Origin of the sequence: Vibrio aerogenes (genome assembly GCF_024346755.1) — a bacterium.
Taxonomy (GTDB): domain Bacteria; phylum Pseudomonadota; class Gammaproteobacteria; order Enterobacterales; family Vibrionaceae; genus Vibrio; species Vibrio aerogenes.
In genome coordinates, this window is sequence record NZ_AP024861.1 from 3,664,500 (window position 1) to 3,685,260 (window position 20,761).

At 43.3% G+C, this 20,761-nt stretch carries 17 protein-coding genes; 1 reads left to right on the forward strand and 16 read right to left on the reverse strand.

What is annotated here, in order from left to right; translation table 11 throughout:
- Positions 1-86 precede the first annotated feature (86 nt).
- The gene (locus OCV29_RS16380; RefSeq protein ID WP_175561549.1) at positions 87-962 is read left to right on the forward strand and encodes a glycosyltransferase family protein; all 876 of its coding nucleotides are present in this window, start codon (positions 87-89) and stop codon (positions 960-962) included.
- A gap of 111 nt (positions 963-1,073) precedes the next feature.
- On the opposite strand, the gene OCV29_RS16385 is transcribed toward OCV29_RS16380, so the two are convergent.
- The 16 genes from OCV29_RS16385 to OCV29_RS16460 form a co-directional block, all read right to left on the reverse strand.
- Positions 1,074-2,615 carry a hypothetical protein gene (locus tag OCV29_RS16385; RefSeq protein ID WP_073604211.1) on the reverse strand — a complete coding sequence of 514 codons (1,542 nt, stop codon included), beginning with the start codon at positions 2,613-2,615 and terminating at the stop codon, positions 1,074-1,076.
- Positions 2,616-2,846: 231 nt separating this feature from the next.
- Positions 2,847-5,966, reverse strand: coding sequence for a glycosyltransferase (locus OCV29_RS16390; protein ID WP_073604212.1), 3,120 nt, complete (start codon positions 5,964-5,966; stop codon positions 2,847-2,849).
- A 19-nt stretch (positions 5,967-5,985) separates the two neighbouring features.
- Positions 5,986-6,738 (reverse strand): sulfotransferase family protein, encoded by a 753-nt coding sequence (locus OCV29_RS16395; protein WP_073604213.1) that lies wholly within the window; start codon positions 6,736-6,738, stop codon positions 5,986-5,988.
- Complete coding sequence (locus OCV29_RS16400; RefSeq protein WP_084193350.1) at positions 6,725-8,038, reverse strand: ABC transporter ATP-binding protein; 1,314 nt, start codon at positions 8,036-8,038, stop codon at positions 6,725-6,727. Before OCV29_RS16400 ends, OCV29_RS16395 begins: the two co-directional genes overlap by 14 nt.
- A 163-nt stretch (positions 8,039-8,201) precedes the next feature.
- A complete protein-coding gene (locus tag OCV29_RS16405; protein WP_245796877.1) occupies positions 8,202-10,367 on the reverse strand; it encodes a VapA family S-layer protein in 2,166 nt (721 codons plus the stop codon).
- 154 nt (positions 10,368-10,521) lie between these two features.
- Entirely contained in the window at positions 10,522-12,696 is a 2,175-nt protein-coding gene (locus OCV29_RS16410; protein ID WP_073604216.1) for a secretin N-terminal domain-containing protein, read from the reverse strand.
- Positions 12,693-13,187, reverse strand: a complete 495-nt coding sequence (locus OCV29_RS16415; protein WP_139281602.1) for a hypothetical protein — start codon at positions 13,185-13,187, stop codon at positions 12,693-12,695. Before OCV29_RS16415 ends, OCV29_RS16410 begins: the two co-directional genes overlap by 4 nt.
- A 2-nt stretch (positions 13,188-13,189) precedes the next feature.
- Positions 13,190-13,831, reverse strand: a complete 642-nt coding sequence (locus OCV29_RS16420) for a hypothetical protein (RefSeq protein ID WP_073604218.1) — start codon at positions 13,829-13,831, stop codon at positions 13,190-13,192.
- The gene (locus OCV29_RS16425) at positions 13,831-14,946 is read right to left on the reverse strand and encodes a hypothetical protein (RefSeq protein WP_073604219.1); all 1,116 of its coding nucleotides are present in this window, start codon (positions 14,944-14,946) and stop codon (positions 13,831-13,833) included. Before OCV29_RS16425 ends, OCV29_RS16420 begins: the two co-directional genes overlap by 1 nt.
- A 33-nt stretch (positions 14,947-14,979) precedes the next feature.
- On the reverse strand, positions 14,980-15,957 hold the full coding sequence (locus OCV29_RS16430) for a type II secretion system protein GspK (RefSeq protein WP_245796879.1): 978 nt from the start codon (positions 15,955-15,957) through the stop codon (positions 14,980-14,982).
- Positions 15,944-16,651, reverse strand: coding sequence for a PulJ/GspJ family protein (locus OCV29_RS16435; RefSeq protein ID WP_139281603.1), 708 nt, complete (start codon positions 16,649-16,651; stop codon positions 15,944-15,946). The genes OCV29_RS16430 and OCV29_RS16435 overlap by 14 nt, the downstream gene beginning before the upstream one ends.
- Positions 16,644-17,057, reverse strand: a complete 414-nt coding sequence (locus OCV29_RS16440) for a type II secretion system protein (protein WP_073604220.1) — start codon at positions 17,055-17,057, stop codon at positions 16,644-16,646. The genes OCV29_RS16435 and OCV29_RS16440 overlap by 8 nt, the downstream gene beginning before the upstream one ends.
- Positions 17,044-17,460, reverse strand: a complete 417-nt coding sequence (locus tag OCV29_RS16445; RefSeq protein WP_073604221.1) for a type II secretion system protein — start codon at positions 17,458-17,460, stop codon at positions 17,044-17,046. Before OCV29_RS16445 ends, OCV29_RS16440 begins: the two co-directional genes overlap by 14 nt.
- On the reverse strand, positions 17,460-17,891 hold the full coding sequence (gene gspG / locus OCV29_RS16450) for a type II secretion system major pseudopilin GspG (protein ID WP_073604222.1): 432 nt from the start codon (positions 17,889-17,891) through the stop codon (positions 17,460-17,462). Before gspG ends, OCV29_RS16445 begins: the two co-directional genes overlap by 1 nt.
- 16 nt (positions 17,892-17,907) lie before the next feature.
- On the reverse strand, positions 17,908-19,089 hold the full coding sequence (locus tag OCV29_RS16455; RefSeq protein WP_073604223.1) for a type II secretion system F family protein: 1,182 nt from the start codon (positions 19,087-19,089) through the stop codon (positions 17,908-17,910).
- A 2-nt stretch (positions 19,090-19,091) separates the two neighbouring features.
- Positions 19,092-20,756 (reverse strand): GspE/PulE family protein, encoded by a 1,665-nt coding sequence (locus OCV29_RS16460; protein WP_073604224.1) that lies wholly within the window; start codon positions 20,754-20,756, stop codon positions 19,092-19,094.
- Positions 20,757-20,761 lie beyond the last annotated feature (5 nt).

Sequence of the window (20,761 nt, forward strand, 5' to 3'; positions counted from 1 at the left end):
AGGTTGATAAAATCGCGCAGTCCAAGTAGAATCCCGCTTTGGGCGTAACAAAACAAATTATTTAGTCAAACAAATAGCTAAAAATCATGCGAATCATTGTATCCACAATTTCTCATCACCATACTGAAATGATCATTCATCTGGCATCGTTGAAAAAACTTGCCAAAGCGGATGATATTGTCGTTCTGTGCCGGGATAATGCCAAAAGCAGAGAATTGAGAGAATATTGTCTGGAAAATAACATTATTTATTTGGCCAATCATCAGCCTCAGGGATTTGCACGAAATAATAATTTAAATTTCCGGTATTATCTGCAGAATTTAGCACCACAAAAAGATGACTTTTTTCTGTTGCTCAATCCGGATATCGAAATTACGCCAAACACCATTCCGGAACTGAGAATGTCCTTAATGACATCAGAGAAAGAACTCATTGTAGGCAATTTATTCTTAGAGCGTTCATGGATGGTTCCTGATGATAATATCCGCCTGTACCCGAGATTCCGGCAGTTTGTCCGTACCTATTTATTTGGCGATCGTTCAACAATGATCGATCGGAGAAACCAGACTTTACCAAAGCCAGGAACTTATTGGGCCAGTGGCGCTTTTTTAGCACTTCGGGCTGGATTGTATCAAGATCTCGGTGGGCTTGATGAACGCTTCTATATGTACTGTGAAGATATTGATTTCAGTCGCCGTGCTTTGTCTATGGGACTTACCATAAAGTTAGCTGAAAATGTTAAAGCATTACACTGGCGCCAACGTGCCAGTAAAAAATTACTGAGTAAGTTCTTTTTCTGGCATGTAATGAGCGTGATGAAATATTGCTGCCTGCCAAGAAAAGGCAAATGCACCGCAGCAAAATCTGCCTTATATGAAGTGCAGCCAACAACCCCAATTTCTGTCCCCTCTTATCCTGAAAGTGCAGTGTCCTCCGCGATGACACAAGACCAGCTCACTTAAAGGATTATCGGGTATGTCGTATATAATTCGCCCAAGTTAGAGAACGAACCGATGACATAAAAAAGGAGACATAAAATGTCTCCTTTTTTGTTGTACTGATTTTATGACAAACTATTTAGTTTCATGATACTGAAGCTGGAGATAATTGGTGCGCTTCAGGAAATTTTGATTGTCTTTTTGGTCACCTAACGGTGTGGCGACAGAAAGACTGTCCGTAAATTTATTGCCATTATCAAATGTGTTCTCAGCAACGGCAAAACTATCAAAAAACTGCCGGGTAAATATATCTTTCACTTCACTGCTTGATGTGCCCATCAGTAAAGAGACCTCACTGACAGACAAACTGTTACTCCAGAGATTATCCAGATCAGAATCATCGAAGGAAAACATCGGTAACAGCGCCTGAGGTGAGCTATAAATCACCTGTTTGATTTCTAAACCGGAGCCATTACTCACAGACACATAAGTTCTTTGTGCGGTCAGCGATGCACCTAAGTCGGAATAGGTTTGCAGACAAATCCCCACTTCAGAAGTTGAACAACTCACCAGCTCACTGGTTGCCACAGCTGGCAGCGTTTTAGCGGATAATGCAGTTGATAAATCCAGTCCGTTAGCCGGAGAGGATATCGCTTGTGTCTCGTTGACCGTCCACTGGTTGTAGGTTCCCTCTGTGGAAACATAGTAATTTCCGCCACCAACAGCACTCGCATAACCGTATGTACCGGTTCCGGTCTGAGGAAGATACTGCCAGTGAAGTGCGCCGGTTCCACTCTTATATACATTTATTTCAGCTTTTGCTGATAAAGACAAATCTTGTGGTGCAATCCATGAGATATCACCAATCATATCGTCACTATCGGCATTTTTCAGTTCAATCGCTGAATCTTCGCTGACCTGTCCCAATGTGATAAAACGATACCCTTTAATCTCTCCTGCAGAATCATCAGACTCACGAACATGGCGTGTCGCAAGGAACGTTGAGCTTGGTGATTTCATATCAATGCTTTGGCCGGAGAATCCCTGATAAATGCCTTCTAATGTGCTGAAACCAAAAATACCAAAACCATCACCATCCTGATCAATCGAGCCAGTACGCTCATAAACCGTTGACTCGGATGATCCGGTTACACAAGTCTGAGCGGTCACCTCAGAAAGTACCGTATTGATCGTCATGTTGGTTTGCAGAAATGATTTTTGCAAAGTCAGGGCATAGGTTGTCGTACTGCCGGGAAGTTTCCGGGTGACTGTGACATATCCATTTGTCGGCACATCGGAAGCAACCAGCGTCAACTCACCATCAGATGACCAGTTTGAAGAGCTTGCTGACGTATAGGTTTCTGTTACTTTCCCGGTACTGTCCTGAATAAACGCTGTCAGCAATGCTCCTGTGGATTTCTGTGCAACAACCACATTCACAGAATCAGGTTCATCAGAAGATGAATCGTCTGATGAGGAATCATCTGAAGTATCGTAGATTTCTTCACGACCATAAATTTCACAATTACTGTTCACTTCATCTTCATCAAGTACTCTGAGTGAAACAAACTGAAGATTATATTTACTGACAGGCGCAGAACCAGAACTTTCACTACCACAACCATTGAGCAAAATAAGTGGCGTCGTGGCCAGAAAAAGTGCCTTTAGATTATTCATAACATTCCTCGTTATATTCTGTAACCGAATGTTCAGTCAGCCTTTCAACATTGGTTATACAAGATGGGATCTAACTTACCGCATATAGCATCGATGCAAGATTTCTAGCAAATAACGTGCCGTAGCAGGTAATACCTCCGCCGTAGCACTGATACAGTATTCCTTCCATTCATCCGAGTCAATAAATTGACCCGGATTGCAAGAAATCAAAGATAAGGTGACAGTTTAGCATTACACCCGGGGAACTTCGGCCAGAGAAAAGTCCTCTCTGGCCAGCGTTAAGTTCGGGTTATAGCAAGGATCCTGAAGCAACAGCGTTCCCCAGCGATTTTGCATATATTCCACTTCTTTTTGAAAACGGGCAATTTTCTCTGGTGTATCTTCGAAGCCACGGGTTTTTGACTCGTAGTGATATAATTCCGCATAAGGTGTCCAGACATTGAAATAACCCGCTTCCTGAACTCTCAGACAAAAATCAATATCATTAAATGCAACACTCAGATTTTCAGCATTGAGCCCGCCAAGTTCATCAAAGATTTCTTTCCGAATCACCAAACATGCCGCAGTCACCGCTGAAAAATTCTGTGGCACAATCGCCCGGCATGAATAGCCCGGCATACCCTTGGGCAAATGTTTATGGGCATGTCCTGCAACACCACCCACCAGAATCACACCGCCATGTTGCAAGGTATCATCCGGATACCACAATCTTGCGCCAACCGCCCCGTTTTCCGGTTGAATCGCATAACCAACCATTTCCGTCAACCAGTCAGGTGTAATCACTTCAATATCATTGTTTAAAAGCGTAATGATGTCACCACTGGCAGCTGCAGCCGCCTTATTATTCAGTGCAGAATAATTGAAAGGACTGTCATCACGAATCACGCTCACCCGTTCATCTTTTTCAGATAAATTTCGTAAATAATCGAGCGTATCTTTACAATCAGAACCATTATCGACAATGATAATCTCATAATTTGGATAGGTTGTTTTTTCCAGGACTGATTCAAGACAAACCGATAAAACATCCAACCCGTTTCGGGTCGGAATAATAATACTGACTTTTGGCGCATCAGCCGGAATCTGATATTGCACCCGCGCGTAATGACGTTCAGGATGCCGGGAGACAACCGCAATTTTTTGCTGGCGCTGTAAATGCTCTTCTACCGCTTTTAGCCCGGCTTCTAACGCGTAAGGTTTTTCTTCTTCATCGACCGCAGTACTCCCTTCGATTGCCCGCCAGTGATATAAAATTCGCGGAATATGAGCAATCTGATGTTGACGAATATTTTCAACAAACCGGAGCGTAAAGTCCCAATCCTGAGCCCCTTCAAAGCCCGTCCTGAACCCACCAATTTCTCTGGCCAGTTCGGTGCGGTAAACCCCCAGATGAGAAACATAGTTCTGGCTGAGTAACAACGCTGGATTCCAGCCCGATTTGAAGTTTGGATCATAGCGGGTCACACCATCGGCCGTAATTTTATCTTCATCGGAATAAATCATGGCCACATCTTTCTGTTCGAAAATCTTTTCAGAAACCCAAAATAACGCATCCGGTGCTAATTTGTCATCGTGATCCATCAGCGCAATAAACTCACCTTCAGCGATTTCCAGTGCGCTGTTAGTCGTTCTGGAAATATGACCATTATCTTCACGCTTTATCACTTGAATTCTGGCGTCTTTCTCAGCGTATTCGGATAAGACTTGCCACACTTTCGGATCGGTTGATGCGTCATCGGCAATACATAACTGCCAGTTCGGATAAATTTGAGCCCGAACAGACTCAATCGCCTCTGTAAGATAAGCGACTGGCGGATTATAGACGGGCATTAATATAGAAATCAGTGGTAAGTTATTCAGGCTTTCAACCCGCTTTTTCATCTCTGATCTTTGCAAATCAGAAACTGTGCCATAACGCTCCAGCCATTGACCATAATCAATCAATGCTTCTTGTTGTGCTTTATAACGTAACCCACTCAAACCTTGTTGCCGAAGTACACGAATCACTTTCTTTGTCAGGCTGACAATGCCACCGTGCTTTTGCACCAAGGCTGGTATGCCCGATGCCCTTTCCAGCAATACTTTCGCCTGACGAACAGGCTTGGTGATTCTCCATGAGGTCGAATGATAAACCGCATTTAAGGCATGACGGTGCTGTTCAATTTCATCATGCAGACGTAATCGCTCTTTCTGTGTTTCTTCAATATATTCAGCTTTCGCTGCTTTCTCATCATGAAGTGCCTTTTGATATTCAGCCAACTCTTGCAATGAATCACTTAAACGGCCATGCGTGTCCCTTATCTCGGTACGTAACTTCTCGATTGAAATATTTAATTCCGCCTGACGATTCCGGGAATCGATCTGCAACTGTTCACATCTGAGCCCGGAGTGCTTTAGCTGATCTTTGATCTCAGTATTCAAAACACGAGATTCAAAAAGTGCCATCACTGTGTCACGAACCATCAACCAATGTTCTTTCTGCACTTCAAGGGAAGACTTTAAACTTTCCTGAAGTTCTGCACTGTATTCTGTTTCAAACCATTGCTCCAGTGAAAATGCCTCATGAGCTAATCGTTCCAGCAACAGGTGATATTCCGGCACCGGCTGAAATGCGTCAGAATCCCCCTGCAGATCTGTCGCAGACGTCATGCTATGGTTTAATGAACGATCAATAAATTGCTTACAATAGTCATTTAACACTGTCTGGGACACATCGGAAATATCCAGAAATGACTTCAAATCATCCAGCACCAGAGAAGGAGACGTGATGAGTTGCTCGAATGTCATCCAATGTATGGATTCTCCCTTTAAGCGAGGCAACTGAACCGCAGTATGCATTAACCACAGAAGATAAGAATGACGATGTGAAAAGCAATTTCGCTGATGTAACGAACGACTGATATCAAGAGGATTTCGGTGAATAAAAATATAGTCAGCGTGAATATTTCCTGTACGGAAAACTTCTTGCCAGAAAGATAGCAGAAAAGGCGTTCTCGGATCTTTAAATCCCCATAAAGGATACATCTGAACTCTTTGAGTCACCAAAGTCACAGCATCGTCAAGTAATGAAGCGATCATTGGATCATTAAAGTTAATTTCAGGCTGTTGTGGTGTAAACCACATCAACCCCAAATGCCCGAGTAATTTTTCATTGATGGCAACAATATCCAGGTCTTCCCAGTGTCCTTTGGGATTGAACTCTCCTTCAGGCATCAGGTTTTCACTTAAAGAAACACCCAATACATTTAACGCTTTAGTCAGCGCACTGGTACCACTTCGGTGCATGCCCAGCACAACAACAACACGTCTGGATTTTTCTGAATCGCGGGTCGCAGACAAATTTTCATTCATAGGTGATTTCATGGCTCACTTATTTAATATCAGATTGGCGAAACTGACGAACAAACTGTATTTCATCTTTTAATTTCCAGCGGGCATAAGCCCTTGCCAGACAATCCGTCAGATTCTTTTTCCGGTAACTCCCGGAAAATACAGCTTCAGGTTCGGTTTCATAATATGGAATGTTCAGGAATGCACAAATGCTGCGCATGGTATCATGATGGGAATAACGCAAGTCATCATTATGCAGAATCAGTACATTTTCTCTGGAAAATGCAGCGTATATCGCTTCAACTTGTTGCTGAAAACGGCCACGTTCCAGATAAGATGCCCAACGGGCAGGGGAAGTCCATTCCCTTCGGGAATCATATGCCATACTCAAACGGTCAGACTCTTTCAGAAAAGCCCGAAGCATAGGCAAAGATTCATCTCCTCGATTCGTTTCCATCATATATTGAGAAACCGCTCTTTCTACCGGATCACGAACCATAAATATCACTTTGGTATCAGGGCTATAGTTAGCAATCAGGGTGAGTAATTCACTCCAGTAACCATAGATAGGTGTTGCATCACAAGCATAGGTTTCTGACCGTGAATCGGCGAAAAAATCCTGATAAGCAAGATCAAGTTGGCCAAAGTCAGTCGGTTCAATATCAGGATGATCAAAAATATGGGCTTCTTTGCGTTTTGGCAAATAAATATCAGGATGCTGTGCAAGGAAATGAGCCAAAGCACTTGTACCACACTTTTGCCCGCCCAGAATATATAAATTAGGACGTTTCATGAATTATTTCACTGGAAATCGTTTGAATCATATCAACAGCACCGGTCATATGAGTGCTTTGTTCAACAACAGTAAACATGGCTGCATCAACACCACGATGAAGAAATTGTCTTTCTCCTTCAACTAAGGCTGAACAACCACAGTTCAGAAAATAGCTGCCGTTTGGAAGCTGACAGGTAAATTTAAACCGCATTTCAACTTCCTGCCCTGCTGCGACATAAGGGATACGTAACTGATGATCCCGAATCGATGTCCCACCTGCCAGTTCAAATCCTGAGACTGTTTTAATCATCATGCCGGCCCCCACTTCAAACGCTTCTCTGTGAAAAGAAATCCGGTATACATATTCATAAACATCACCAGCCGTCAGTAAATTGACCCGCTCCTGGCACAAATTCTCGATATGAGGATCGGATATTTCAGCCCCTTGATTTTGATACCAGACACTGGATGCTGGCTGTAACGATGGGTCATATGTACCAGAGGGGAGTTGAGTTTCGTCTTCTTGCTTTGTTTTTGTTACTTCGCTTTTTGCCTGACCAGATTGAATCAAGCTTCGATATTCATCACGTTCAGAGCCATGCAAATGCAGTAACTTATGGTATTGCTGCACCACATCTTTAGGCGTTCCTTCCATCAACAATTCACCATGATCAAGCAGGATTGCCCGGTCACACAACTCGATTACCTGTCCCGCTGAATGAGAGACAAACAACAATGTTACGCCACGCGCCTGCAGCTGTTTCAGCTTCGCATGACATTTACGCTGAAAAGCGTCATCTCCAACAGCCAGCGCTTCATCGACGATCAAAATGTCTGGATCAATATGCATCACCACTGAAAAGGCCAACCGCAACATCATCCCACTTGAATAAGACTTGACCGGCTGATCAATAAAATCACCAATATCAGCAAATGCCAGTATTGCATCAAACTGAGCTTCAACCTGCTGATGAGTCAGCCCCAACAACTGTGCATTAAAATAGACATTTTGCCTGCCGGTAAATTCAGGATTAAACCCCGACCCCAATTCCAGCAATGCGGCAATTCGCCCCTGAACCTGAACCTGTCCGGAATCGGGTGTCAATACACCGCTGATAATTTGCAGCAGTGTTGATTTACCACTGCCGTTGTGACCAACAATACCCAGTGTTTCACCAGGCCGAGCAGAAAAGTTGATGTTTTGTAATGCATGAAAACGCGGCCCGGATTTGTGTGGCCAAATAGCATCTCTTAATCGTTGCCAGGGAGATGCAGCTAAAGAAAAACTTTTATTGATTTGTTCAACAATAATCACAATGATCAGAACATTACACAGAGATGAAAAGGAGAGATATTATGAGGAAAAAAAGAGAAAGATGCAAAACCGGACAGAAGAAAACCAGTTTTTTAACAGATAAATAAAATAAAGGAGCCATATGGCTCCTTTAATATAGAAGAATTCAATCTTGTAATCAAATTGATTATAGAGTGAAATCAACAACGTTTGTGTGAACGCCTTTAGTACCGTTTTGAATGTCGATACCACTGCTATCTTTCTTCTTAACAGCCACTTCACCTTGGTTTGTTTCAACTTCAAACACCATACGAGCCTGGCGAGAAGGAGTTACAGTGATACCCAATTGGTCAGCAATAGTTGCTGGGTTCAGAGTCACAGCACCTTTTGAAGGAAGCGTTACAGAAAGAACCTGACGGTCAGCCAGTACAGTGCTCTCTGCATTTTCACCTGCAGCGTGTGCATCGTATTCCCAAACTGTAACGTAAATTTTACCACCATCTTCAGGAAGAACACCAGAGATATCACGGATGTGAATTGTGTTCGCAGAAGTTGTACCAGTCAGGATAGTATCGAACTTCATACCATCACGGGTAAAGATAAACAGATTATTGATTGTATCTGAGAAATCTTCAAATGTAGCTTGATCATCACCATCAATAGCTGCAGTTACACTGATTGATTGTGCTGGAATTGGTGTTTCATTATCAGCTTCAACATAAATCTTACCCAGATTAGTCCAAGCAGTATTCTGAGCTGTACTTAACGAACGAGCCGAAGCATCCAAAGTTTTTACACCTTCAAGAACATCGCTTGCCAGAGTTGTTGTAGCAGATGTTTTAGCTGCGTTTACAGTCCAGCCAGATTCTGTACCGTCTTTCAGGAGCAAGTCACCATCAGTATCAACACGGAATGGTGACAAGTCACCAGTCAGAGTCAGATTAACTTTGTTCAACTGAATGTTCTGGTTAGATGTTTTGTTAATCAGGTCTAAACCTGTTGCTTCAACATCTTCATCATCAGCAGCAGCGTCACTATCTATATCATAAGAGTTAAAGCCAGTAGAAACCAGCGCAGTTGCTTCACCAGAATCTGTCAGAGTCAAGTCAAACAATTCACCCAACTTGAACAATGCTGCAGTAGATTCAGGGTCAGCCGAGTAAGAAGCATTTTTCAATGCACCAATTTGTAGGAATACATTTCCAGAAGTAGCAGACAAATCAAAGATCTGGTTTGCTTCTGTAAGCTGGAAGTTTACAACAGTATTTGCACCAACTAAAGCTTCAAGCGCATCACCAACAGCAACTGTTGTACCAGCAACTGAAGTAGCACTTGCTTCAAGGTAAGCTTGCGTAGCCGCAGTGTTAGCACCTGTGCCTGTTACTTCTGTTGCAAGGTAGTCTGCACGAGCAGAATCAGAAGTCAATGCGTCATAACTAGCTTGATTGATGACTGTTGGAGCAGTACCAGAAGTACCGTTAATATCATCTGGCAATGTAGCCCAAGTATCAGGGAAATCAAAACTTCTTGCTACCACAGTAACTTCAGTAATAGTCGCATTACCAGGAGAAGCAAGCTGAATCATTTCATTGGTTGAACCAGCAGTTTGCTTCAGAGCTAAACGCAAACGTGTACCATCTTCATCGATATCATGAACAATAGTTTCTGTATTTGTGTTTTCAGTGTACTTGAAAATTTTAGTTAAATCAGTCTCACTTACAGCAGTTGTGCCAGTGGTAAGAATAACACCACCCAGAGCTGTGGTAGTTGCCAAATACAACTCAATCTCAACATTACCAGTAGTCAAGTTAGAGCTCAGGTTACCACTAGCATCAGTAGTCAGCCACTGGTTTACCTCTGCTTCATTAAACTTAGCACCACCAGTTAATTGCAATGTGATGAAACCATTTTGTTTCAGGTCACCATCAACACCAAACTCAGCAGCCACTTCTTCTTCGGCAGTTGAGTAAGAAAGAACAGCATCTTTAGTTACAGTGGCCAGTGTAGTTGTTGTCATCTCGTTTGATGAACTGATAGGAAGACCGCCGTAATACAGATCGATGTCAGCAAATGCTGGTGCAGCTGTAACAGTTGCCACTGCAGCGGCGATAAGAGTTTTCTTTAACATGTTATTTATATCCTTGTTTTGGATCCACATTGTTTTTTTAACCAATATAAACATATCTATATTGGCTAATTTGATCAACTTCGGTGCACTATTCTTAGCACCATGCCAACTTTTTATCACTTCGGCCGCTAAACCAAAAAATAAAAAGAAAACCCAGGCATTGATTAATGATCGCGCTCCGAAGTGCGCAAATGTTATTTTCGAGACAAAATAAGCACTTGTCAATGGACAAATTCGACTAAATTATGAAAACAACACTTTAAAATAATGACATTGATCACACAAAATAATAGTTTCACGCAATTGGTTACTTGTTGGTCAATGCCTGTAATTAGACACATGATCTAACAGTCTAGTCTAAAAAAAATGCTTTGTCCGACTATTTATTATCCAGCATATCAGATGATAATGTCCACCCGGTCATCTGACTGAAATCCTTGGTATATAATAAAGCTTCTTCCTGACTTTTAATCACATATGGCGTGATTAAAAGAAGTAACTCAGTTGAACTCTGCGCCTGACTCTTATATTTAAACAAATTTCCCAATAGGGGAATGTCACCTAAAACAGGTACTTTTTGTTCTGTATCTTCATTACGTGTCTTAATTAATCCACCAATGTATACCGTTTCCCCGGTATCAGCCAGAAAGCTGGTTTGAAGAGAACGGGTGTTAATGGGTGGACTCCCGGAAGAAGATTCCCCCGCAGTGCTGACTTCCTGACTAATATCCAACTGTACTAATCCACTTTCATTAATCGATGGAGTAATATCCAGCTGGACCCCCGTACTGACATAACTGTAAGTATTTGTAACTGTAGAGTCACTATCTGTCCCGGTAACAGAACCAGTAATCACCTGAATCTGCTGACCAATATTGATAGAAGCGGATTCTCCATCTAAAGCCAGTATTTTAGGGCTGGAAAGTACCTGAACTTTACCATTAGATAACAATGCATTAAATTTGGCTGTAAAGTCACCAAAAAGACCGGTAAGGCTCAGATAGCTGGAAGCATCACTTGGTGTCACGCTGGAACTACCAGTGACATCAGAGCTATTCCCGTTATCCGTCCAGTCAAGACCTAAGTTATACGCATCAGTTAAGCTAATTTCAGCAATCGTCGCTTTTAATAAGACTTGTCTCGGACGCTTATCGACATAAGATAATAGATCAACCAGCTGCTGATAATCTTGATAAGTACCCTGAAATATCAGTGCATTGCGATCATCATCGACAACTACTTTATAATCCTTGCTGACGACACTCATTGTTTCAGTCGCAGCGCGTTGTCGCTGCTTCATTCCAGTATTTCCGGGTGTAATACCCTGAACAGAAGAAGTGATTGATCGTTGATTCTGTTGCTGGGAAGATGCCAGAATATTCTGGGAAACAACTTCCGGTGTTTTGGTACTGCTTTTCCCATCACCAAAAATAGTTTTCACAACCCCCCAACTATCTTTCGCTTTGGTATTTTTCATGTAGTAAACATAAACACCTTTATGCTCAGCTTCAGTTTTTGGCGGAATGTCCAAACGTTTGACCCAATTCTCGGCATAGTCCAGCCAATTCTTTGAGTTAGATGTCATAATAAGCTGCTCGGTATTCAGTACCTTAAGGATAACACCATTTGTGCCCCCACTGGTAGAAGCAGGAATAGATGCCGCAGCCAAAGCAACCTTTAATTGCGTTGCCAAATTAATCGCTGTTAAGAAACGTGGCGAAGCCAAGGACATATATTCAGATACACTATTTGGTACATCCAATTGAGCCAACAGCTCCCTTAACTTATCAATGTCATCCGGTGCAGCAACCACCATTAAAGAGTTCAGATGAGGTTGTATCAGTACAGAACCGCCTCGACCTTCTCTGAATAACTTTGTGGCCAGTGTTGATGCCTGATTTACCCCTATATAATACACAGGAATAATTTCCGTCACTTTCCCATAACGAAGCAGAGGCTTCACAGATTCCTGCATCATCACCGGCGCAGCACTACTTGCTTTTGATGATGGAATAACCTTAATTAAATCGCCATCCTGGGCCAGAGCGACGCCATTGACCTGAAGCGCTTCTTCCACCAGCCCTAACAGCCTTTTTGAAGTGACTGGTTCATTGACCCTCAATGTGATCTTGTTTTTTTTCTTTTCAAGATCAGAATCAATCAGATAATTCAGCTTTAAAATATCGCCCAAAGCTAAATTAATAAAATGCTGTAGAGGTAAGCCATCTGCATTTAAACTGACCTGTTCCTCTGGCAGTTTTAATCCGGTAATCTGTTCCTGCTGTGTTCCAATCTGTAAGATGGGTGCTTTCTTTATTTCTCTAATCTTGAACTTTGCATAATCACCATTCTTAAGAGGCGCTTTATCTGATGTTGAGGGATCATCAACCTGAAGATCACCTGGTGTACTTTCACTGGATAACTTCACTGCTGTCGGAGTTACATTTTCAGGAAGCGGCTGAAAGTTAGCGCACCCAAACATAACACTTGCTCCGATGATAACTACGGCTGCACGTAAGCAGTGGTGCTGATGTTTCATAATAACTCTGCTCATTTGTTTTTTGATTCCTGATTGTCTGATTTTGACTCAAAAGTGGGAAAAAGTTGCCAGAGACGAATATCTCCATCACGATTCTTTGTTGTCACCGTATTACCGGAGATCTGAGTGACCATTCCCAGATTGGAAAGATTCTCACCAACCCCGATAATCATTTTTTTATCCTGACTGATAAACACTGCTTTCAGTTGCTTCCCTTCACGAACAATACTTCCTAACTGATAATCATCTGCTGGTTCCGGCTTCTTCGCTTCCGTTCCGTTATTGCCAGATGAAACTGTCAAAGTCCGATCCAATGAAAAAATATTTCCCGAGGGAATCTGAACCACGGATTGATTATCAGAAATTTTTACAGGAGCGGGATGAATAACTTTATCACCACCATCGACATGCGACAGTGACCAATAAGTAAATAGCAGATGTAACAACAACACACCGGCTAAGGCCGAAATTAGCTTTGGATGAGGAATAAAAAAGCTCTTACTCATAATCATTTACGTATTTTCATATCTTTCATCGGGATCAGACGATAACTGTTCAGTGTCATTGACAACTCATAATCAGGCGTTGCTTCATTGTTTTTGCTTTTACGCCCCCGGTTTCGTTCCGTTGCTTTTTTTATCTGAACAGAGATCGGCACCATAATTGTTTTTGAATGGGACATATCGTAAAGCATGGCCAGTATGTCATCCGTTTTTCCCAGTAGGCGCCATCGTGATTCAACTTTTTCACCAAGGAACGGAACCACATCAGGCTCTCCAAACAGCCGGCCTTTCAGCCTTAAATCATGGGGCTTATAGACATCCTCGAACCGGGAAACCTGAACAGAAATAGCCCGGCTTTGTGTACGTTCCTGAATCAGCTCCGCTTTAGCAGCCGATACCTGCTGATTTAAAGTATTGGTTGCATCACGAATCTGTTTTCGGCTATTTTCAAGGACTTGTAAACGGGACAAGAGGACATGCTGTTGATCAATCTGGGAACGAATACCAGCTCTCCATTCATAATAAGGCCCGAAACCAATCCACCACAAAAAAATCAGCGCACAAACCAGACTCCCCCATTGAACCAGCGGACTGGAAAGCTCATCTTTCCATTGGCCTTCTCTCAGTGACTGAAGAAAATCATCCATTACTTCAACTCCTTGAGTTCAACTTCTGCTCTGAATTTTTGCCTGCCATCACCTGTTGGCACTACTTCACCTAACAAGCGGGCTTGTTTAATAAATGTAATATTTGACAAGGATTCTAATACACCGGTTGAATTAAGCACAGTGCCTTCCAGTAACACTGTTTTCTGATCGTAGGTAAATTTAGTGATCATGACATCTTTGGCCAGCTTAGTTGTCAATTCTTCTAATAATTCAGCGATAAACCTCTGCTTGTTTTTTGCCCGCATCGTTTGCTCGACAAACCGCTTATTATCCTCATAGCGGGAACGCTGATTTTGTATGCTTAATGTTGACTGCTGCTGCTGCGAGACCAGCTGATTCAGCTGAGACTGTTCATAATTCAGTAAAGTCGCATCGGCTACTAGATACAAAGCAAAAAGGCACAATATCCATACCATCGTCCTCCAGTAAATCCAAGGATTATCAAACTCTAACTGCGAAGAGCATTTAGCCTTTGTCATCAACTTTGATTTGACCTGACGATGGAATGGTTTGACTTCATAACCATCTAAGAGCGACGTATGATCAGTATTTGCGTATAAAACCAGTTTATTTTGCTCTTCATCCAACAGTTGTTTAATCACCCGGGCATGAATTGGAGAATTCATTGGATATAAGTGTTCAACAACCGAAGCTTTTTTCCAGGTAATGGCCCATGATTGTTCCATCGTTTCAGAGACCGGTTCTGAATAAAATAAAACGCCCTGAGGTGCTCTCGTTTTCCCCAGGTAAAACGCTAAAGCAGGTATTTTATGAGTCACTGGCAGTTCAAACTGAACAACATCATCATTCCAGACCCACGCAATAACCTGCCAGTTTTCATCAACCTTGTTGACCAGAAAAAAAGAACGGGGATTATTCCAGCTAATAAGCTGGGCAACTTCATTCTCAACACATTGTTCAAGATCCTTTTGCGGGATCAGCTCAACATTGTAATAAAATATTTTGAACAAGCATTGGGACTGAGGAACCAGTCCGACGACTTTATCCCAGCGGGAAATTCTCCCTGTGGGTTTATCAGCCAGTACATGTCCCTGCGGCCATATACACCACTGCCGCTGGATTTTATCAATCACTATGACACCTGTTTTCCATGTTGATTGTGAAAGTTATTTCGGTTGTGAAAAATACCTGAAATTGTCGGGAAAATACCATATTAACCTTGGTGTTGGAAGCATACGTGGTAACACCCGGTAAATTCCGCGGGCCTGTATCCCGTGGTATTGAAAGCGTATCGTGTAAAAACTACTGGGAACACTATCAGCTGCACCGGTTGAAATATTATTACTTGCCAGAAAACGGCGGATGCCAGCCCAGTTACCCCGTTGTTTCATTCTTCTCAAAACATCCAGATTATAAGGGGTTACATGAAATGCTCTCGACAAGATCGCATCCGGAACAGCCGCGAAGTTGATACCATCGGATTCCGCTCCCCTGACACTCAATAAATCCCGTAATCCAAATTTTGGCAACTCAGGTAAACTGCCTGCTTCGTTTTGAGGGTTCTCTTCAGCTTCAGCAAGATTGCGCCTGCCGTTATAGATCTGACTGGTAATTCCGGGAATCAACATCAGTTCATCCAAACTCCTGAAAGGCGAATTTCGGGGTAACACCTGATCATCATAAGAAGGTAACTGAGAACCATTTTCCGGGCGTCGCTGCCAATCAATTATCGCCTGTGTCACTCTTACCGCATCTGGCCCTGGTATATAACTGCGAACCAGTTCAGTTAAAATACTTTTATCAATAAAACTTAAACTGACCAGTCCGGCGTGATCCTGAAGGGACACCCAGACGCCATTGGATAATTTGGTATTACTGGAATCAGTGAGCAAAACAGTATCACCCAACTGATAGCCTCCGGGAAGCTGATCCCCCACCATCATGGCAAAAAGAACCCGCTGCTCAGCATTGTTAATGGCTAAACGGGCCTGCCACTGCTGATTCAGCCTGAATGCTTTATCGGATTGATCCTGGCCTTTTGATAACAAAGAGCTTGCCATCAGCGTCAACACAGCCAAAATAATGAGCGTTAAAGGCAGAACAATACCTGATTGCCTGTGCTTTCTGGATTTAATGGACAACAACCTGAGATTCCTGAATTAAAGCCAAAGGTTTCACCGGTAGTTCAAAATACCAGTCATATTGTTGCTGATGCATTTTAAAACTCAGCGCGACATACTGTGGTAGTTCCTGCTCAAAATTCGCATCAAACTCACTGTCCCAGTATCCTTCCATGCGAGGTTTGAAGCGGTTATATTTGATTTCCAGTGGCGTCGCTTCCATCCGTGGCGCCAGAAAATATCGCCAGGATAAATGCTGAATATCGTGAAACAACACAAGGGATTTCCCGTCATCGGGATTCGCTTGTGGATCTAAATAAGGGTCACTATATGGCTTTTGTGTCAAGACCATCTCATACAGATCATCATCTTGCTGACGAAGCTTCAACCTGACTGTTGCATAAGTGCCAGGGCCGGATATGATTGGCGCATCAGAAATGAAAGTCAAAGACTGCTCATTACCAAGGAAATAAGGTGCTTCAGCACCATATTCAATCCGGAATGTTGCGGTATTGGCTTGTGCAAACATCTGTCGTAACCAGTTCTGTCGTTTAATCAGATAATCAGCCTGATCCAGTTGTTTTGAACCTCTTTCCCACTGCATTTGCCCCTGATGCAAACCGGTCATCACGATCGATAATACAGCTGAAAATACAGCCAGAGAAACCAGCATTTCAACCAGCGTAAAACCTGACTGATTTTGTCGGCGACTACCCACGGATAGTCTCCTGAACACCCATTTTCTCAAATTCAAAGGAAAAATCTTTGCCACGCAGACGATACGACACACTAATCCGGTACATTTGCGCGTACTCTTCGATCAATTCGTTAGCCGTCTTCATTTGAAGCAAGGGACTGATTGGGCGGGCCTGCCATTTAAAATAAACATCTCCCAGATTCCCCTGACCGCCCTGCTTTATCGCCGGATTGATCTGACTTAATTTCACAAATAACGACTGTTCAGTCATAATTTTCAATTGGCGCTGATTAATCTTTTCACCAACGACAGTGCTCTGCTGAAAACTTTGGAAAATCACAGTAAAACCTGCGGATAAAATCGCCAAAGCAATCAATACTTCAATCAGCGTAAAACCTCTCTGCAATTCAAACTTAATAGCGGGCAAAGTTGACGCTCCCGTCAGGCATGGATAAGGTAACTTTCCACCTGATTTTTTCAGGCAGGACAAGTAAATGAACCTCACCTTGTTGGGTAAAACCATCAGGCCGGATAACAAATTGATCATCCGGATGATTTGGCAGGATTTCCAGCTGACTTTTCTGTGCCAGAATTTGCCATTGCTCATTGTCACTGTCAAAAATAAAACTCTCACCGGCTTGATTATACTTATAGGCTTCACGGCGGACTTCAGACCAGAATGTCTCAAGTTTTTTCTTTTGTTTCAGCTGTGAATAGCTTCCCCATAACCTGGGAACAACCACAGTGCTCATCAGCGCAATCAAAGCAATCACGATAATGAGCTCAATTAAAGTGAAGCCCGAATGATTTCTCAGCCGGTGATTCATCATTATTTCACACCAACATCCTGATCTTCGCCACTTCCGCCTTCTTTATCATCCCGGCCAAGAGAATACAAAGAAAACTCATAATCAGGGTTCAGTTTATAGTGGTAAGCGTTATTCCATGGATCCAGCGGAATGTCTTTTGCCAGGTATGGGCCATTCCACATCGATTGATTACCATCATCCGGCGCTTCCATCAGTGCTTTCAAGCCTTGTTCAGTCGATGGGTAATTGCCCATATCCAGACGATAGGTTTTCAATGCTGATGTCAACAGCTCAATTTGCGCATTAGCAATTTTTGTTTTTGATGAACCCACCTGCTTAAACAGCTTCGGTCCAACCAACCCCGCAAGCAAAGAGATCAGTACAAGAACAACAAGCAGTTCGATTAAGGTAAAACCATTCTGTTTGGTTTGGGTTGTTGGTGCTGTTTTCATGACTATCCTCAAACACTTAAAAATTAATATCGTTCACCGAGATGATACCGGAAATCAGGATAATCATGATACTGCCCACGATACCCCCCATCACCACAATCACCAACGGTTCTAAAATGGATAAAAAACGTTTCAAACCTTTGGATAAACGCCTTTCATATAAGTTATTGATTTCCCGGAAACAAGGAACCAAAGATGCGCCTGCTTCCCCGGTTTTAATCAACCGCCGGACCATCGCCGGGAATAAATCAAATTCTCCCAGAGAATCAGCCAGCCCTTTACCTTCCCGCACACCCGTCACAACATAGCCTAAACGCTTTCTCAGCGTTTCATCTGAGATACCGTTACGGGTAATTTCCACCGATTCGACCAGTTCAACACCAGACTCAAGCAGACGTTGCATGCTGCCGGAAAACTGGACAATATTCCAGGCATCCACCAGTTCTCTGAACATCGGAATCGCAGACAGCCCCTGAATCAGTGACTGAAGCAAAGAACCATAACGAAATCCGTAATACAGGCCGCCGGCCAACGCCACCAGCCCCGCAGAAATAATCGTGATATTGTCATTTAAAAACCGGGAAACAGACAACAACTTGCCCAGCATACCCGCATCTTTGGCATCCTGTACCATGGTTTCAAAATTAGGAATCACATACATAAACATGAAGAACAGAACCACAACACACACAATTAAAAGAAATGCCGGGTAAGTCAGTGCTGACTTCACTTCTGTGATTAATTGTTCTTCACGCTCAATCCGTTCAGAAATGTTAAATAATGCTTCTCCCAGTTTACCGCTGGCTTCACCCAGTTTGAGCATTGATGCAGCATAAAAAGGGAAAACTTCAGGCTGCGCAGCAATCGCATCGGACAAGCTGGACCCACTCTCAACATCATAGTGCAAACGCTTCAGGGCAACTTTTAAGACATCATCTTCCGTATTTTCATACAAAGAAGCCATGCACAAATCGAGCGCCATGCCACTTTCCCGCAGTGTGGCCAGTTCCCGCAGTGTGGTAATCAATGCTTCCCGGCTGACCTTCTTATTACTTTTCGCCTTATACGGCGAGAGCATCACCACCTGTCGCTGCTGATCAGCCAACATGCGGCGGGCTTGCTGCTCGCTGTCAGCACTGATCCAGCCATCGGTTAGTGAGCCGTCTTTACGCCTTGCAACAAATTTAAATTGCTTCATGACTAGCCTACCACTCTCAGCACTTCATCCAGTGTGGTTTCACCCAGAGCGGCTCTTAATAAAGCATCTTGCTTCAACGTCCGCATTTTCTGCTTTTCGACGACCTGATGCAGATCTTCCATCTCCAGTTCAGCCGTTTCTTCAGCCGACCAGCCTAGCAGCTCAAAAATCGCCAGACGACCATGATAGCCGGTGTCATTGCAATGTTCGCAACCATGCGCCTGATACCAGACAGGTGCAGAAGGCAGCAGTTCACCCCATTTCTGATCCACTTCGGCAAACCCAAGTTGCTGCGCTTTCACCTCACCACTCATATCTGGTGTCCGGCAATGCGGGCAGAGCCGTCTGACCAGACGCTGTGCCATAATACCGACCACCGTTGATTTAATCAGGTAGTCAGGAATACCAATATCTTTCAGACGAATAAAGCTGCTTGGTGCATCATTGGTATGTAAGGTGGACAAAACAAAGTGACCGGTCAGTGAAGACTGAATCGCAATTTGCGCGGTTTCTTTATCCCGCATCTCACCAATCAGCATAATATCCGGGTCCTGACGCAGCGCAGAACGGAGAACACTGGCGAAAGTCAGCCCGATTTCACTGTTGACCTGAATCTGAGTCAGACCTTTCATCTGATACTCAACCGGATCTTCAACGGTGATGATTTTCGTTTGCTCGTCATTTAATTGTCCAAGCAAAGTATACAGAGACGTTGTTTTACCACTCCCCGTGGGGCCTGTGATCAAAAAGATGCCTGTTTTCTTCAGTAGAATATCCTGAATAATTGCTTTTTGATCGGGCAGCATATCCAGTTCTTTCGCCTGCTGGGAGGTATGATGCTGTTCATTGGCGAGCAGACGCAATACGGCGTTTTCACCATAAACAGTAGGTGTGGTCGCCACCCGTATATCCACCTGCAACCCGGATAACCGGACCCGAATCCGGCCATCTTGTGGTAAACGTTTCTCTGAAATATCCAGCCCGGCCATGAGCTTGATTCTTGACAGAATCGCGGCATGCTGTGCGATTCCCGGCTGATCGACCGTCCGAAGGACACCATCAACCCGATAGCGAACCAGAAACTGCTGTTTATTCACCTCAAAGTGAATATCCGAAGCATTCTCTTTAATTGCGCGCTGAATACACTCGTTCACAAACTTCACTACAGGTGCAGAACTACTTTCCTGGCTGTTCAGCGTCGAGCTCTGAGATTGTTGCTCGTCAACATTACTCAGTAATTGACGAAGTTCATAATTCGAGCAAAGCACCGGGACCGTCTTCAGATGGTGTTCCCGCAGGATGGTTTCAAAAATAAAATCATCCCAGATATCAGCCTGAGCAACGAATACTTCCTGTTGGTTATTTTGATACAGTGGATAAGCTTGTTGCCGCTGCCACCACTCAGAAGGAAATAGCTTGAGTGCCAGCTCATTAGAGGGTAAGTCCCCATCACAATGTTCTTCAATCACATCGGACAATAATGGTAAATCCAGCTGTTCACTCAAAGCCATTAAGACATCTTGTTCTGAACATAAACCATTCGAAATGCACAATTCACCGAATCTGGCCCGCTCACCAATACTGGCATTTTCCTGCAACTGTAGTATTTGCTCGATATCTTCATCGGTGATCAGAAGTTTTTGTTTAAGAAGCTCACCTAATCGCATATAAC